Origin of the sequence: Pseudomonas sp. BMW13, assembly GCF_013357275.1 — a bacterium.
Lineage (GTDB): Bacteria > Pseudomonadota > Gammaproteobacteria > Pseudomonadales > Pseudomonadaceae > Aquipseudomonas > Aquipseudomonas khazarica.
On record NZ_SUKD01000002.1, the window covers coordinates 317,631 to 333,308 of the forward strand.

12 protein-coding genes are annotated in these 15,678 nt (G+C 65.7%); 7 read left to right on the forward strand and 5 right to left on the reverse strand.

Features of this window, described 5'->3' with window-relative positions:
• Nucleotide 1 precedes the first annotated feature (1 nt).
• Nucleotides 2–844 carry a metal-dependent hydrolase gene (locus E4487_RS02585; RefSeq protein WP_134675663.1) on the reverse strand — a complete coding sequence of 281 codons (843 nt, stop codon included), beginning with the start codon at nt 842–844 and terminating at the stop codon, nt 2–4.
• Between the two features lie 213 nt (nt 845–1,057).
• Here E4487_RS02585 and E4487_RS02590 point away from each other — a divergent pair, with 213 nt between their 5' ends.
• The 6 genes from E4487_RS02590 to E4487_RS02615 all read left to right on the forward strand — a co-directional run bounded on the left by E4487_RS02590 (nt 1,058) and on the right by E4487_RS02615 (nt 10,405).
• On the forward strand, nt 1,058–2,080 hold the full coding sequence (locus E4487_RS02590; protein ID WP_134675662.1) for an AraC family transcriptional regulator: 1,023 nt from the start codon (nt 1,058–1,060) through the stop codon (nt 2,078–2,080).
• Complete coding sequence (locus E4487_RS02595; protein ID WP_134675661.1) at nt 2,080–2,727, forward strand: MBL fold metallo-hydrolase; 648 nt, start codon at nt 2,080–2,082, stop codon at nt 2,725–2,727. The genes E4487_RS02590 and E4487_RS02595 overlap by 1 nt, the downstream gene beginning before the upstream one ends.
• A 64-nt stretch (nt 2,728–2,791) precedes the next feature.
• A complete protein-coding gene (locus E4487_RS02600; RefSeq protein ID WP_134675660.1) occupies nt 2,792–3,460 on the forward strand; it encodes an OmpA family protein in 669 nt (222 codons plus the stop codon).
• Nucleotides 3,461–3,609: 149 nt separating this feature from the next.
• On the forward strand, nt 3,610–4,266 hold the full coding sequence (locus tag E4487_RS02605; RefSeq protein WP_037050901.1) for an OmpA family protein: 657 nt from the start codon (nt 3,610–3,612) through the stop codon (nt 4,264–4,266).
• Between the two features lie 230 nt (nt 4,267–4,496).
• On the forward strand, nt 4,497–8,213 hold the full coding sequence (locus tag E4487_RS02610) for a response regulator (protein ID WP_175252660.1): 3,717 nt from the start codon (nt 4,497–4,499) through the stop codon (nt 8,211–8,213).
• A gap of 44 nt (nt 8,214–8,257) precedes the next feature.
• Nucleotides 8,258–10,405: a bifunctional diguanylate cyclase/phosphodiesterase gene (locus E4487_RS02615; protein WP_037050898.1), complete on the forward strand. Its 2,148-nt coding sequence runs from the start codon at nt 8,258–8,260 to the stop codon at nt 10,403–10,405.
• A gap of 15 nt (nt 10,406–10,420) precedes the next feature.
• Here the strand turns inward: E4487_RS02615 and E4487_RS02620 are convergent, their stop codons facing one another.
• The 4 genes from E4487_RS02620 to E4487_RS02635 form a co-directional block, all read right to left on the reverse strand.
• Entirely contained in the window at nt 10,421–11,317 is an 897-nt protein-coding gene (locus tag E4487_RS02620) for an acyltransferase (protein WP_175252661.1), read from the reverse strand.
• A gap of 253 nt (nt 11,318–11,570) precedes the next feature.
• Nucleotides 11,571–13,664, reverse strand: a complete 2,094-nt coding sequence (gene pta / locus E4487_RS02625) for a phosphate acetyltransferase (protein ID WP_175252662.1) — start codon at nt 13,662–13,664, stop codon at nt 11,571–11,573.
• A 9-nt stretch (nt 13,665–13,673) separates the two neighbouring features.
• A complete protein-coding gene (locus E4487_RS02630; RefSeq protein WP_175252663.1) occupies nt 13,674–14,858 on the reverse strand; it encodes an acetate kinase in 1,185 nt (394 codons plus the stop codon).
• On the reverse strand, nt 14,859–15,143 hold the full coding sequence (locus E4487_RS02635; RefSeq protein ID WP_081876458.1) for a DUF3565 domain-containing protein: 285 nt from the start codon (nt 15,141–15,143) through the stop codon (nt 14,859–14,861).
• Between the two features lie 11 nt (nt 15,144–15,154).
• Here E4487_RS02635 and E4487_RS02640 point away from each other — a divergent pair, with 11 nt between their 5' ends.
• On the forward strand, nt 15,155–15,640 hold the full coding sequence (locus tag E4487_RS02640; RefSeq protein ID WP_037050891.1) for a peptidylprolyl isomerase: 486 nt from the start codon (nt 15,155–15,157) through the stop codon (nt 15,638–15,640).
• Nucleotides 15,641–15,678: the final 38 nt, after the last annotated feature.

The window sequence follows — 15,678 nt, forward strand, 5'->3', positions numbered from 1 at the left end:
CTCAGGCGGCACTGGCCTGCTGCGGGCTGCCGTCGAACTCTTCGCGGGTGGCGTGCAGCAGGTCGAGATTGTCATGCTCCCAGGGGTGGAAACCGTCCTTGAAGAAGTCCAGATAGGTGCCGATCAACGGGCGGAAAACACCTTCCTTGCCCCACATCCAGCGGATGCCGTCGCGCCATACGCGCCAGTTCCACAGCAGGCCGTCGACCTTGAGCATGTGCGCCAGGCCACGGGTGGTATCGAGCACGAAGAAGAAGGTGCCCATGAGCATTGCCCGTCGCAGCAGCTTGCGACTGCCACACACCTGGTTGTAGACGTCGAAGGCCACGGCCTTGTGCTCGGTCTCCTCCAGCGCATGCCAGCGCCAGAGACGGGCCAGGGTCGGATGCGCGTCGGCCATCTGCACGTCGTTTCTCAGCAGGCCGTCGGCCATGATCGCGGTGATGTGTTCCAGTGCGGCGGTCGCCGCCAGTTGCCGCTGCGGCGAGAACTTCTTCTGCGTGTAGCGGATGCGCGCGCGGGCACGCTTCTCGATGCGCTCGACGTTGTAACCCAGGTCACGCAGGCGCTGGCTGTACTCGAGGTGCTCGCGGCTGTGATGGCCCTCCTGGCCGATGAAGCCGCGAATCTGCTCCTTGAGCACCGGGTCGTCGATGCGGTCGCGGAAGTGGCGCACCGAATCGATGAAGAAGCGTTCGCCGTCGGGAAACAACACCGACATGGCATCGAACAGGTGGGTCTTGAAGGCGTCGCCGCCGTTCCAGTGGCGCGGCAGCGGGTTGGGCAGATCGAAGTCCATGTGTCTGGGGCGAATCTGCAATCCTTCCGGTGTGGTGCTGGCCATGAGGGCTCCATTGCGCTGTTTGACTGGCGTCCACTATGAGCGCCATGCGCGGCTCGTCACAGGTTCGTAACAGCCAAGGTGACAGTCATATCTGGCCAGTGCGTTTTTCCAGCAGAAAGTTAGGGGGGCAGTGCGGCCGCGAACAGCGATGTGCTGGGTTAAGGTCTGCGTTCAGGACGGTCATTTACGGCCAGTCGCCGGAACAACCCCTCGATGAAGCACGCCCTCAACCTCACCGCCGAACTGGTGCCCGTGGCCTACGCCGAGGCATTGCTGGCGCTGGCCGAAGAACTGGGCCAGGCACGCGCCGAGCTGTTCGCCGCCGCACGGGTCCGCCCCGAAGTACTGGGCAGCCCCAATGGCCGCCTGTCCTTCCTCGATTTCCACCTGCTCACCCAGGCCGCACTGGAGCGCTGTGGAGAACCGGCGCTCGGCCTGGTGCTGGGGCAGCGGCTCAACGTTTCCACCCATGGCATCCTCGGCTATGCCGTGCTGTCCAGCGCGGATCTGGGCAAGGCGCTGCAGTTCGCCTTGAAGTATTACCGCGTGCTGGGCCTGGCCTTCGACCTCGAGCTGGTGGAGCAGGGCGATGCCATGGAACTGCGTGCGGTCGAGTCGTTCCCCATGGGGCCGCAGTCGCGTTTTGCCGCCGAGGGGCTGCTGACCAGCATCCACACCATCGCGCGTTTTCTCCTGGGCGAAGCGCTGCAGGGCCTTGCGGTCGGCTTCGCCCATGCCGCACCGGACTATGCCGGGCGTTATGCCGAGGTGTTCGGCGTCGCTGCGCAGTTCGAGCAGCCCTGCCACTGGCTGCGTCTGCCCCGGCACTACCTGCAGCGCCCGATGGCGCTGGCCAACCCGGCCACGGTGCAGATGTGCGAGCAGCAGTGCGAGGCGCTGCTGGCCAGCCTCGATGTGCAGGATGGCCTGCTCACGCGCGTGCGCCGGTTGTTGCTCGCTCGCCCTGGCGACTTTCCCGATCTGGACAGCGCGGCAAGCGCCCTGCACACCAGCGGCCGCAGCCTGCGCCGGCACCTGGCGCAGATGGGCACCAGCTATCAGCAGGTGCTGGATGACGTGCGCAGGCGCCTGGCCCTGCAGTACCTGACCACCACGCACCTGCCGCTGTATGAAATCGCGCAGCTGCTGGGCTTCAGTGACCCGTCCAACTTCCGTCGTGCATTCCGCAAGTGGACCGGTAAACTGCCCGTCGACTACCGCAACGAGGCCCCCTGATGAGCACCGCCGAACGCCCAGCCCTGATCCGCGAAACCTTTCCCGTCGGCCCGCTGCAGTGCAACTGCACCATCATCGGTGATCCGCTGACGAAGAAGGCCATCGTGGTCGATCCGGGCGGCAACCCCGATCTGATCATGGCGCGCCTGGATGTCCACGGGCTCAAGGTCGTGAGCATCATCCACACCCATGCCCACCTCGATCACTTCCTCGCATCCGGGCAGATGAAGGAGAAGACCGGAGCGACGCTGCACCTGCACAAGGAGGATCAGTTCCTCTGGGACAACCTGGAGATGCAGTGCAGCATGTTCGGCGTGCCCTACACGCCGGTGCCGGCGCCGGACCAGTGGCTGGATGACGACGAGGAGCTGGCCTGCGGCTGTGGCGTGGCCCTGCATACACCCGGGCACACGCCCGGCTCGATGAGCTTCTGGTTCGAGGAGGCCAAGTTGCTGATCGCGGGGGACACGCTGTTCCGCCGGGGCATCGGCCGTACCGACCTGTGGGGCGGTGACTACGCCACCATCGAGCGCTCGATCAAACAGCGCCTGTATCGTCTGGATGAAGAGGCCACGGTGGTGACCGGCCATGGTCCCGACACACGACTGGGCGACGAGATGCGCGAGAACCCCTTTATTCGCGCCTGACGGGGCACTAATCGAGCGAATACCGATCAAAAGGCCATCATCCCCCGTTCATGGAGATGCCTTCATGTTCCGCTCGACACTGATTGCCCTGTGTTCCTCCGCGCTGCTGCTGGGCGGCTGCGCTTCGCAGAATCCCTATGACCAGAGCGCCCCCAGCTCCAACCGGGCCGCCACCTATGGCGGTATCGGGGCGCTTGCGGGCGCCGCGGCCGGCGCCTTGATCAACCACGACAACCGAGGCAAGGGTGCGCTGATCGGCGCTGCCGTCGCCGGTGCCGCTGCGGCGGGCTACGGCTACTACGCCGACAAGCAGGAAGAAGAGCTGCGCCGCAGCATGCAGGGCACTGGTGTGGAGGTGCAGCGCCAGGGCGACGTGATCCAGCTGGTCATGCCCGGCAACATCACCTTCGCTACCGACTCGGCACAGATATCCAGCAGCTTCTATCAGCCGCTGAACAACCTGGCCAACTCGTTTCGCCAGTACAACCAGAACAGTATCGAGATCGTCGGCCACACCGACAGCACGGGTTCGCACGCCTACAACATGGACCTGTCGCAGCGCCGGGCGCAGAGCGTCGCGGACTACCTGCTGGCGCAGGGCGTCGATCCGGGTCGCCTGAGCACCCGGGGCATGGGACCGGACCAACCGCTGGCAAGCAATACCACGGCCGAGGGCCGGGCGCAGAACCGGCGTGTCGAAGTGACCCTGCGGCCGCTGCCGGGCGTGCAGTGACTCCTGCGCAACGACTGGCCGGATTGGCCCTGTGTCGCAGTTCTGGCATGCGCCGGCTGCTAAGCTAGGGTTGAACTTCGCGGCCCTCGAGGCGCTCGAAGACTGCGGCATGTCTGCCCGATACCAGAAGAAATCTCAAAGGAAACCTTATGAAAACTAGGCGTAATCTGATCGCAGCCACTGCGCTCATGGCCATGTTGGCTGGCTGCACCACCAATCCCTACACCGGTGAGCAGCAGGCTGGTAAAGCCGGTATCTATGGCGGTGTCGGCGCGGTGACCGGCGCGGTGATCGGTGCGGCGACCTCGAGCAAGAAGGATCGTGCCAAGGGCGCGCTGATCGGTGCAGCCGTCGGTGGCGCGGCCGGCGGTGGCTACGGCTACTACGTCGACACCCAGGAAGCCAAGCTGCGCCAGACCCTGCAGGGCACCGGCGTGCAGGTCCAGCGCAACGGCGACGATCTGAAGCTGATCATGCCGGGTAACATCACCTTCGCCAGCAATTCCGCCGACATCTCCAGCGGCTTCTACCCGACGCTCAACTCGCTGGTGCTGGTGTTCAAGGAGTTCGACAAGAACGGGGTGAACATCGTCGGCCACACCGACAGCACCGGTTCCCAGGAACTGAACCAGAGCCTGTCGCAGCGTCGCGCGCAGAGCGTGGCCAACTACCTGACGGCCAACGGCGTGCCGGGCCAGCGCATCTCCGCTTACGGCGCCGGCCCGAGCCAGCCGATCGCGAGCAACGCCAGCGAGGCGGGGCGTGCGCAGAACCGCCGTGTCGAGATCAACCTGCGCCCGCTCTGAGGCGCCGCCAGGCTGACGAAAGCCCCCGTTCCGGGGGCTTTTTTGTGGCCGCGGCTGCAGAGCGTTCGCCGCCGGGCTGGCGCCATCTTCGCGTTTTCTGACCGCCTGTCGTATCTCCCCTGGCAAAAGGCCAGTCATTCAAAACCTGACTAGAATGCTTTTTATGGTTCTGTAAAACCCACGGACAGCTCGGCTGTCGGTGTTGGTTCTGGATGACCGAAGGAGTGTGAATGGACGACAGAGCTGTCAAGCGGCCGCCATGGCCCTGGACACCGTTGTTGGTGGCGCTTGGCCTCATGTTGGGGCTGAGTGGCCTGATCTTCTGGCAGTGGAACACCCTGCAGGAGCGTGCGCGGGAGGAGAGCCAGAGGGGCTTCCAGCAGGAGGCCCAGGACATCGGCCAGCGTGTGCTGGCGCGCATGCAGGCCTACGAGATGGTGCTGCGGGGTATCGCAGGCCTGATGATCGGCAGTGACCAGGTCACGCTCGCGGAGTGGGAGCGAGCGGTGGACCAGCTGCAGCTGCAGGACCGCTATCCAGGCATCCAGGCTGTCGCCTGGTCACGCTACCTGACGCCCGAGCAACTGGCTGACTTCGCCGCTGAGGTGAAGGGCGACGGCCGCTTCGATTACCAGATCTTCCCGAGTGGCGATCGCGAGCACTATCTGCCGATCGACTACGTCAGCCCGCTGGATTGGCGCAACAGGCGCGTGCTCGGCTACGACATGCTCAGCGAGACGGTTCGTCGCACGGCGGTCGAGCGCAGTGTCGATACCGGTGAGGCGAGCCTGAGCGGGCCGCTGGTGCTGCGTCAGGAGGTGGATGTCAACGTCCAGTCCGGCGTGCTGCTCTATCTGCCCGTGTATCGTCCGGGCGTGCCGGTCAACTCCGCCGAACAGCGCCGGGCCGCCTTGCTGGGACTCGTCCACGGTGCGTTTCGCAGCCACGACCTCATCGAGGGGATTCTCGGACGGCAGACGCGGCTGTTCGACATCCAGCTCAAGGACCCCCGGGCCACCGATCTGCAGCTGCTCAGCCAGGAGGTCGGCGTCAACGACTGGTCGCCGCTGTTCAGCTATCAGCAGGAGCTGTCGTTGTATGGCCGTACCTGGCAGCTGGAGGTATTCGGCACGCCGGAGTACGAGCGCAGCCTGATCGATCGAACCGGCACACTGGGGCTCTGGGCGGGTCTGGTCGCCGCTCTGATGCTGTCGCTGCTGTTCGGCGGCTTCCTCTATCAGCGTGAACGCAAGCTGAACATCAGCGAGATGGCAGGGCAGGCCCTGCAGGAGCGCGAGGAACGCTTCCGCCTGCTGGTCGAGCGCCTGCCGGTCGCCACGCTGCTCTGCGACGCCGAGGGGCGGATCGAGATGGCCAACCGCAGCGCCGCGGAGCTGTTCGACTGCCCGCTGAACGCGCTGCCTGGCGAATCGGTGCTGCGCATGCTGGCCAATATCGAATCGCCCAAGGACCTGCAGCAACAGCTGGCCGAGAGCGACGAACGCACGGTGCGTACCCTGCGTGGCGAGTCGATTCCGGTCAGCATCAGCCTGAACCCGTTGCACGAGGGCAGCAGCTACCTGATCAACCTGGTCGATCTGCGTGCGCGCAAGGTGGCGGAGGAGCGCTTCCGTCTGGTGGTGGAGGCATCGCCCAACGCCATCCTGCTGGTCGACGGGCTCGGTCGTATCGCCATGGTCAACCGCCAGACCGAGCTGCTGTTCGGCTACGAGCGGCAGATGCTGCTGGGTGAGCCGGTCGAGATGCTGTTGCCGGCGGCACAGCGCGGTAGCCATGTGGCTATGCGCCGTGGCTACCAGGCTATGCCCGAGCAACGGCGCATGGGCGGTAATCGCGAGCTGTTCGGCCTGCATCGCGAGGGGCGGATGATCCCCCTGGAGGTGGGCCTTTCGCCCATTCGCAGTGGCGACGAGAGCCTGGTGCAGGCGGTGATCATCGACATCAGCGAGCGCAAGGCCGCCGAACAGAAACTGCGCGAGCAGGCCGAGCAACTGCTGCTGGCCAACCGCTACAAGTCCGAGTTCCTCGCCAACATGTCGCATGAGCTGCGCACGCCGCTCAACAGCATTCTGATCCTCAGCGACCAGTTGCGGCAGAACCTGGCGGGCAACCTGACGGAGAAACAGAGCAAGCATGCCGACATCGTGCACCGTGCCGGCAGCGACCTGTTGCAGCTGATCAACGATGTGCTCGACCTGGCCAAGGTCGAATCCGGGCGCATGCAGCTCAAGCTCGAGCCGATCAACATGCAGGACGTGCTGGTGGAACTGGATGCCAGCCTGCGGCCGATGGCCGAACTCAAGGGCCTGCGTCTGCATACGCAGCTCGACGCCGGTGTGCCGCGCGTGATCCATACCGACCGCGTGCGCCTGCACCAGATCCTGCGCAACCTGCTGTCCAACGCGTTGAAGTTCACCGACCACGGCGAGGTCACCCTGACCGTCAGCAGCGAGGGACGCCAGGACGACGAGCGCGAGCTGCTGTGCTTCAGCGTGCGGGACAGCGGGATCGGCATCGATCCGGCGCAGCACGAGCAGATCTTCCAGGCCTTCCAGCAGATCGACGGTTCCACCAACCGCCGTTTCGGCGGTACCGGCCTGGGGCTGGCGATCACCCGCCAGCTGGTCCTGGCGCTGGATGGCGACATCAGCCTGCAGAGCGCGCCGGGGCAGGGTTCCACCTTCACCGTCAGGTTGCCGGTGCAGGTCGCGCCGATGAATGTCGAGGCGCCTGTCGAAGGGCCGCAACGCGCCGGCGAGGGGCCGCCGTTGCTGATCGTCGAGGATGACGCCAATTTCGCTGCGGTGATCGCCGAGGAAGCTCATTCCCACGGCTTCTCCAGCGTCCACTGCCGCACCGGCCTGCAGGCGCTGGGGGTATTGCAGCAGGAGTCGTTCAATGCGGTGATCCTCGACATCCTCCTGCCGGATCTCAGTGGCTGGCAGCTGTTCCGGCGACTGCGTGCGCAGCCGACGCATCGTCATACACCGGTACACATCATCTCCTGCGTACCGCAGCCGGCGGGCTGGAACGACGACGGCACGCGCTACCTGGTCAAGCCGATCGGCACCGACGAGCTGGAGCAGGTCTTCATCGAACTGCAGCATGGTGCGGCGCAGGAGGCGGCGCTGCTGCTGGTCGAGGACGTGGATGTGGAGCGCGAGCACTACCGCGAGCAACTGACCGCGCTGGGGTTCAAGGTCTGCGCGTGCGCCGACGGCGAGCAGGCGCGCCTGGCGTATGCGCAGGGGCAGTTCTGCGCGCTGGTGATCGACCTGGACCTGCCCGACCAGGACGGCTTCGCGCTGCTCGACAGCCTCAACCAGATGCGCTCATTGCAGGGGACGCGCATCGTCATCAATACCGGGGTGGACGTGACCCAGCAGACCCTGCAGCGCCTGCGCCGCTACAGTGCCGTGGTGGTGCGCAAGCATGGCGACGATACCCAGGCGCTGTGCCAGGCGGTGCAGGGCTTCCTGGGCGACGTGCGGGCGCCGCAGCAGGCCGATCCCCAGGCCGGCAGCCTGCAGGGACGACGCATTCTGCTGGTCGATGACGACGTGCGTAACGTCTACGCGCTGACCGCCTTGCTCGACGAGGCCGGGTTGCAGGTCAGCTCGGCCACCGATGGGGTCGAGGCCATCGCCAGCTACCAGCGTGAGCCCTTCGACCTGATCCTGATGGACATGGCGATGCCCAACATGGATGGCTATACCGCGACACGCCTGCTCAAGCAGGAACATGGCTGCGTGATCCCGATCATCGCCCTCACTGCGCACGCCATGAAGGGTGATCGCGAGAAGTGCATCACCGCGGGCGCCGACGACTACATGGCCAAGCCGGTCAAGCGCGATGAGCTGCTGGCCATGCTGGAGCACTGGCTGGGCATGTCAGCCGTGCCATCGACCGGCAATGATCTACCCTGATCTCAGGAGCAACTGATGCAAGGGCGAAGGATAGAGGAGTAGTGATGGCCCAGGCGCAGAGCAAGACCGCTGCCATACCCGCCAAACAGACGCTGCTGGTGGTGGACGACCGTATCGAGAACCTCGAGGCCATGCAGGCGCTGCTCGAGGATGGCGAGTGGCAGCTGCGCTGTGCCAAGTCGGGCGAGGAGGCCCTGCGCTACCTGCTCGAGGACGATGTCGGCCTGGTCCTGCTGGATGTGCAGATGCCGGGCATGGATGGCTTCGAGGTCGCCCGCCTGATGCGCGGCAATCCTCGCACGCGGCTGACGCCGATCATCTTCGTTTCGGCCATCGCGCAGACCCATGAAGCGGTGCTGCGCGGGTACAGCACCGGTGCCGTGGACTTCGTCCTCAAACCCTTCGATCCCAGCGTGTTGCGGCACAAGATCGAGAGCCTGCTGGAGCACGAAAGCAACCGTATGGAGCTGCAACAGCTGTCGCTGCAGCTCGACCGTGCCCGCGCCTTCAATGCGTCGGTCCTGGCCAATGCCGCCGAAGGCATCCTGGTGGTCGGGGAGGACGGGCGCATCCAGTTCGCCAACCCGGCCATGGCGCAGATGCTCGGCGGCGAGGTGGGGGACCTGGAGGGCGTCGACCTGCTGTCGTTTCTCAAGAATCCTGCCTGCGAGGGCGGCTGGCAGCAGTCCGAGTTCTATCTGCACTTCAAGCGCGAGGCGACCTACCGCGTGCACGAGGCGATGATGCGCACGCTCGATGGCGGTTGCCTGCCGGTGGCGCTGTCCTGTTCGCCGTTGCCCAGGCTGCAACGGGCCATGGTGGTCATTGCCCTGGACATGTCGGTGGTGCGCAATCTTCACGCACAGCTGGAATCGCAGGCGGTGACCGACTCCCTGACCGGTCTGCTCAATCGGCGCGGTTTTCACCAGGCCCTGGAGTCATCGCTGGCGCGCATCGAACGCAGTGGCCAGCGGCTTGCGGTGCTCTATCTGGATCTGGACGGCTTCAAGCGCATCAACGATTCGCTCGGCCATGATGTCGGCGACCAGTTGCTGCGCCGGGTCGGCGAGCAGCTCAAGGCCTGCCTGCGGCCATACGACAGCCTGGCACGCATCGGTGGCGACGAGTTCACCGCGTTGCTGGACAACCTCGGCCACCCGGAGGATGCCGCGCGGGTGGCGGAGAAGCTGATCGAACTGGTGTCGGTGCGCCACACCCTCGACGGTGTCGATGTCACCCTGGGCGCCAGCGTCGGCATCGCCTGCTTCCCCGAATGCGGGCAGAACGTCGAGGGCCTGCTGCGTTCCGCCGACATGGCGATGTACGAGGCCAAGCGTGCCGGGCGCCAGCAGTACCGCTTCTTCTCGCCGGAGATGAACGGGCGTGCGCGTTCTCGACTGATGCTCGAGGAAAGCCTGCGCCATGCCATCGAGAACGACGATTTCGTGCTGGTCTACCAGCCGCAGTTCGAACTGGCGAGCGGACGCCTGCGCGGCTTCGAGGCCTTGCTGCGCTGGCAGCATCGGGTCGCCGGAACGGTGGCGCCCAACGTGTTCATCCCCTTGCTGGAGGAAACGCGGCTGATCAATCGCCTGGGCGAGTGGATCTTCCGGGAAGGGGCCAGGCAGCTGGCGATCTTCAAGCGCCAGTTCGGCGAGGACATGGTGCTGAGCCTGAATGTCAGCCCGGTGCAGTTCGGCATGCCGCAGCTGGTCACCGACCTGCAGCGTGTCCTCGACTCCCATGGCCTCAAGCCCAGCCAGCTGGAGGTCGAGGTGACCGAGAGCGCCCTGATGCAGGACCTGGAGCTGACCCAGGCGCAGCTGCGTCACCTGCGGGAACTGGGGGTGAAGATCGCCATCGACGATTTCGGCACCGGCTACTCGTCGCTGGCCTATCTGCGCCACTTCGAACTGGATACGCTGAAGATCGACCGCCTGTTCATCGCCAACATGCTCGATTCACCGCGCGATGCCGCAGTGGTCAGCACCATCATCGATCTCGGCCGCCATCTGGGCCTGGAGGTGATTGCCGAAGGGGTCGAGACCCAGGCCCAGCGCGAGTGGCTGGTGCAGCATCACTGCAACTTCATGCAGGGCTTTCTGGTGGCGCCGGGGGTGCCGGCCGGCACTGCCTTGCGGGTGCCGGCCCAGCTGGACTGGAGTACGTTGCCGCTGCCGCGCGAGGACTGACCCCGGCGGCGTCGCTCAGGCCTGCTGGTGCAGGCTGGCGAGCTCCGCGTCCTTCTCTTCCCACAGACGGTTGACCCACTGCTGGAAGGCCCGGCGGTAGTCCTCGTCCTGGTCGTAGTTGCGGCCGATGAATTCACGCGGGATGTCGACCTGCCGGAAACGCACCTGGACGGCGTCCAGGCGACCGCAGAGCAGGTCCCAGAAGCCCGGCACGCCGTGCGGGTAGTGAATGGTGACGTTGACGATGGCGTGCAGTTGCTCGCCCATGGCATCCAGAACGAAGGCGATGCCGCCAGCCTTGGGCTTGAGCAGATGCCTGAACGGCGATTGTTGCTGGGCGTGCTTGGCCGGGGTCAGGCGGGTGCCTTCGAGGAAGTTGAACACCGCCACCGGGTTGGTCTTGTAGCGGGCACACGCCTTGCGAGTGGTGGCCAGGTCCTGGCCGCGTTTCTCCGGGTACCTGGCCAGGTACTCCTTGCTGAAGCGCTTCATGAACGGAAACTCCAGCGCCCACCAGCACAGGCCGATCACCGGGACCCAGATCAGCTCCTGCTTGAGGAAGAACTTCAGCAGCGGCATGCGCCGGTTGAGCAGGTACTGCAGCACGAGGATGTCGACCCAGCTCTGGTGGTTGCTGGTCACCAGGTAGGAGTGCCGGGTATCGAAGCGCTCCAGGCCCTGGACGTTCCATTCGATGGTGCCGACCAGGCGCATCCAGAACTTGTTGACGCCGATCCAGCTTTCCGCGATGCCGTGCATGACGAAGCGCAGCGCGCGCTGTATGGGGGCGACCGGCAGCAGCAGTTTCAGCAGGGCGACGATGAACAGCGGCCAGCACCAGAACAGCGTGTTGAGTGCCAGCAGCAGCCCGGCGATCAGGCCGCGCAGTGGCGCAGGGAGAAAGTGCAGCATCGGGCGAACGCCTCCGTAGGCAGGCTGCACGCCCGGCGGGCAGCCTGAGAATGGGGCTTTCGCTGAGCCCCGTTGCGGTTGAAAGAGCTGCGGCATTGCGTGCGGCGAGCTGGTTCGGCGCCAAGGTTAACGGCTGTGCACTGACCTGCAAGTGCCAGCCATGACCAGGGGGTTTCGCCAGCCTCGGGCTTGCGCCATGCACGCCGGCCGTCGGTGCGCCCGGTTCGTTGCGGGACATGGCGCATTCCCGGGGTCAGCTCGGCAGGTCCGCTGCCTGAATCGCCGTCAGTGCGATGGTATAGACGATGTCATCGACCAGCGCACCGCGCGACAGGTCGTTCACCGGCTTGCGCAGGCCCTGCAGCATGGGGCCGACGCTGATGCAGTCGGCGCTGCGCTGCACGGCCTTGTAGGTGGTGTTGCCGGTGTTCAGGTCGGGGAACACGAACACCGTGGCACGCCCGGCGACCGGGCTGTTCGGCGCCTTCTGCCGGCCGACGCTGTCGATGGCGGCGGCATCGTACTGCAACGGGCCGTCGAGTGGCAGCTCCGGGCGTTTCTCGCGAGCCAGGCGGGTCGCTGCGCGGACCTTCTCCACTTCCTCGCCACTGCCGGAGTCGCCGGTGGAGTAGCTGAGCATCGCCACTCTCGGCGCGATGCCGAAGGCCTGCGCGGAGGCGGCGCTCTGCAGGGCGATCTCGGCCAGTTGTTCGGCATTCGGGTCGGGGTTCACCGCGCAGTCGCCATAGACCAGCACCTGGTCCGGCAGCAGCATGAAGAACACCGAGGACACCAGGTTGTAGCCGGGAGCGGTCTTGATCAGCTGCAGGGCCGGGCGAATGGTGTTGGCGGTGGTGTGGATGGCGCCGGACACCAGGCCGTCGACCTCATCCAGCGCCAGCATCATGGTGCCCAGCACCACGGTGTCTTCCAGTTGTGCCTCGGCCATCGGCGCATTCAGGCCCTTGCCCTTGCGCAGCTCGACCATCGGCTCGACATAGCGACCACGAATCAGGTCCGGGTCGAGGATTTCCAGGCCGTCCGGCAGTTCGATGCCTTGCGCACGCGCCACGGCCTGCACGTCTTCCGGCTTGGCCAGCAATACGCAGCGGGCGATGCCGCGCGCCTGGCAGATGGCGGCAGCCTGCACGGTACGCGGCTCGCTGCCCTCGGGCAGGACGATCCGCTTGGCAGCGGCCTTGGCCCGCTGCACCAGCTGATAGCGGAATGCCGGTGGCGACATGCGCAGTTCGCGCGGCGTGCCACAGCGGGTGCGCAGCCAGTCATGGTCGATGTGCCCGGCGACGAAGTCGGAGACCTTCTCCGAGCGCTCGCGGTCATCCAGCGGGATTTCCTTGTTCAGGCGGTTGAGATGGGTGGCGGTGTCATAGGAACCGGTGCTTACCGTCATCACCGGCAGGCCGCTGGCCAGCGCTCCCTGGCAAAGTTCCATGATGCGCGGGTCGGGGGCGAAATCGCTGCACAGCAGCAGGCCGGCCAGCGGCACGCCGTTCATCGCGGCCAGGCAGGCCGAGAGGATGATGTCGTCACGGTCGCCGGGCGTCACCACCAGGGTGCCGGGCTTGAGCAACTGCACGCTGTTGGCCACGGCGCGGGCGCAGAGCACGATCTTCATCATGCGCCGCTGCTCGTAGTCACCGGCATTGATGATGCGGGCGCCGAGCAGCTCGGCGATGTCCTTGGTGCGCGGCGCGTTCAGCTCGTCCTGCCAGGGGATGCAGCCGAGCAGGCGGAAGTCGCCGCTCTTGAGCAGCGGTGACAGGTCTTCCAGGCGCTCGGCGAAGGCATCGATACCGTCCTCGCTGCGTACCTTGTTGAGGATCACCCCGAGTACCTTCGGGTCTTTCGGCCCACCGAACAGCTGGGCCTGGATCTCGACGCGGTCGGACAGTTCGGTGAGGCTCTCGTCCTCCGGGGCGCTGACCAGAATCACGTCGGCGTCCAGGCTCTTGGCCAGGTGGAAGTTGACGCGTGCGGCGTAGCTGGCGTGGCGTGTCGGCACCATGCCTTCGACGATGACCACGTCCTTGCCGGCGGCTGCCTGCTGATAGAGGCTGATGATCTCTTCCAGCAGCTCGTCCAGCTGGCCGTCGCCGAGCATGCGCTCGACATGGCTGAGTGGCAGCGGCTTGGGCGAGTGCAGGCCATGGGTGCGGGCGATCAGTTCACTGGAACGCTCCGGCCCGAGGTCGCCGGCATGCGGCTGGGCGATGGGCTTGAAGAAGCCGACCTTCAGGCCGCTGCGCTCCAGGGCACCGACCAGGCCGAGGCTGATGGACGTGAGACCGACACCGAAACCGGTGGGGGCGATGAAGAATGTGTGCATGAAAAAGCCTCAGTCGAGCAGGGCAAGGGTGTCGAGGGCGATCTGCCGCTCTTCATTGGTGGGCACCACCAGCACGCGCGGGTGGCCTGGCGCATGAATCGCGCCGGCGATGCCGCGTATGCAGCGGGCGTTGGCCTGCTCGTCGAGCTTCAGCCCGAGCAGGCCGAGATGGTCGAGGGTCTTGCGCCGGATCAGCGCCGAGTTCTCGCCGATGCCGCCGGTGAAGACCATGCCGTCGAGACGCTGCAGGGCGCAGCTCATGGCGGCCAGTGACTTGGCCAGGCGGTAGCAGAACACCTCGATGGCCAGGGTGGCGCCGGGGTGGCCCTGCTCGCGCGCCAGCTCCAGCGTGCGCATGTCGTTGGACAGCCCGGAAAGGCCGAGCAGGCCGCTGTCGTGGTTGAGCATGGCGTCGATCTGTTCCAGGCTCCAGCCCAGGGTTCGCGCCAGGTGGCTGTGCAGGTTGGGGTCGACGTCACCGCTGCGTGTGCCCATCACCAGACCTTCCAGCGGGGTCAGCCCCATGCTGGTGTCACGGCTGAGGCCGTTCTCCACGGCGCAGGTGGAGCTGCCGTTGCCCAGGTGGGCTACCAGCCAGCTGCTGGCCTCGACCGCCAGGCCGCTCATCTGCGCGGCCTTCTGGCTGACGTAGCGGTGGCTGGTGCCGTGGAAACCGTAGCGGCGCACGCCATGTTCGGCGTACAGCGCCTGTGGGACGGCGTAGCGGAAGGCGTGTTCGGGCAGGGTCTGGTGGAAGGCGGTGTCGAAGACCGCCACCTGGACCAGGTCCGGGAACAGTTTCATCGCCGCTTCGATGCCCTGCAGATTGGCGGGGTTGTGCAGCGGCGCCAGTGGCGCGATCTGGCGGATGCTGTGCAGGCTGGAGGCGTCCAGGCGGCTGGCGCCGGAGAAGTGCTCACCGCCGTGCACCACGCGGTGGCCAATGCCGTGCAGGGCACCGGCTGCGGCCTGCTGCACGATCGGCAGCAGATGGGACAGGGCCTGACGATGGTCCGCGCCTGGCAGCGCCAGGCTGTCCTTGTGTTCACCCAGGCGCCAGTGCAGGACCGCCTCGGGGCTGCCCAGACGTTCGGCCAGGCCGCTGAGGATGAAGGTTTCTTGTGCCTCGTTGACCAGCGCGAACTTGATCGACGAACTGCCGCAGTTGATCACCAGAATGTTGCGTGCCGACATTTAAGCTTCCTTGGAGGGTTCGTGCGACCGATCCCTGGCGCACCAGCCACAGGCGAATGGGCTGCCCAGCCTGGCCTGGCGCTGTTCGGGATCGAGTACCCAGGGCCGATTCTGCCAGGGCGGTCGGTGGCGTACATGCTGAGTATGACCACAAGACAAGACTGCCAGCCAATCGCCATGTTCGTCCTGACGAAAATCAACGATCCATGCGGCCCGTTTGTCCGGGGTCGGGTCGCAATCGCGGCCAGCCTTGGTTAGACTTGACCGTTCATTTCTCTTTCGCAAAAGGTCTCCACATGCTGATTGCCGCCAACAAGGCCGTCTCCATCGACTATACCCTGACCAACGATGCCGGCGAGGTGATCGACAGCTCCGCTGGCGGCGCGCCGCTGGTGTACCTGCATGGCGCCGGCAACATCATCGTCGGCCTGGAGAAGGCCCTGGTGGGCAAGCAGGCGGGCGACGAAGTCGAAGTCTCCGTCGAGCCGGAAGAAGCCTACGGCGAATACAGCGCCGAGCTGGTCGCGACCCTGAGCCGCGCCATGTTCGAAGGCGTCGACACCCTGGAAGTGGGCATGCAGTTCCACGCGTCCGGCCCGGACGGCAGCATGCAGATCGTCACCATCCGTGATATCGACGGCGACGACGTGACCGTCGATGGCAATCACCCGCTGGCTGGCCAGCGCCTGAACTTCAAGGTCAAGGTCGTCGACGTGCGTGAAGCCAGCGCCGAAGAAGTGGCCCACGGTCACATCCATGGCGAAGGTGGTCACCACCACTGAGTTGCCTGTCGGGCGACTTGCGGTCGTTCCCCTTGGCG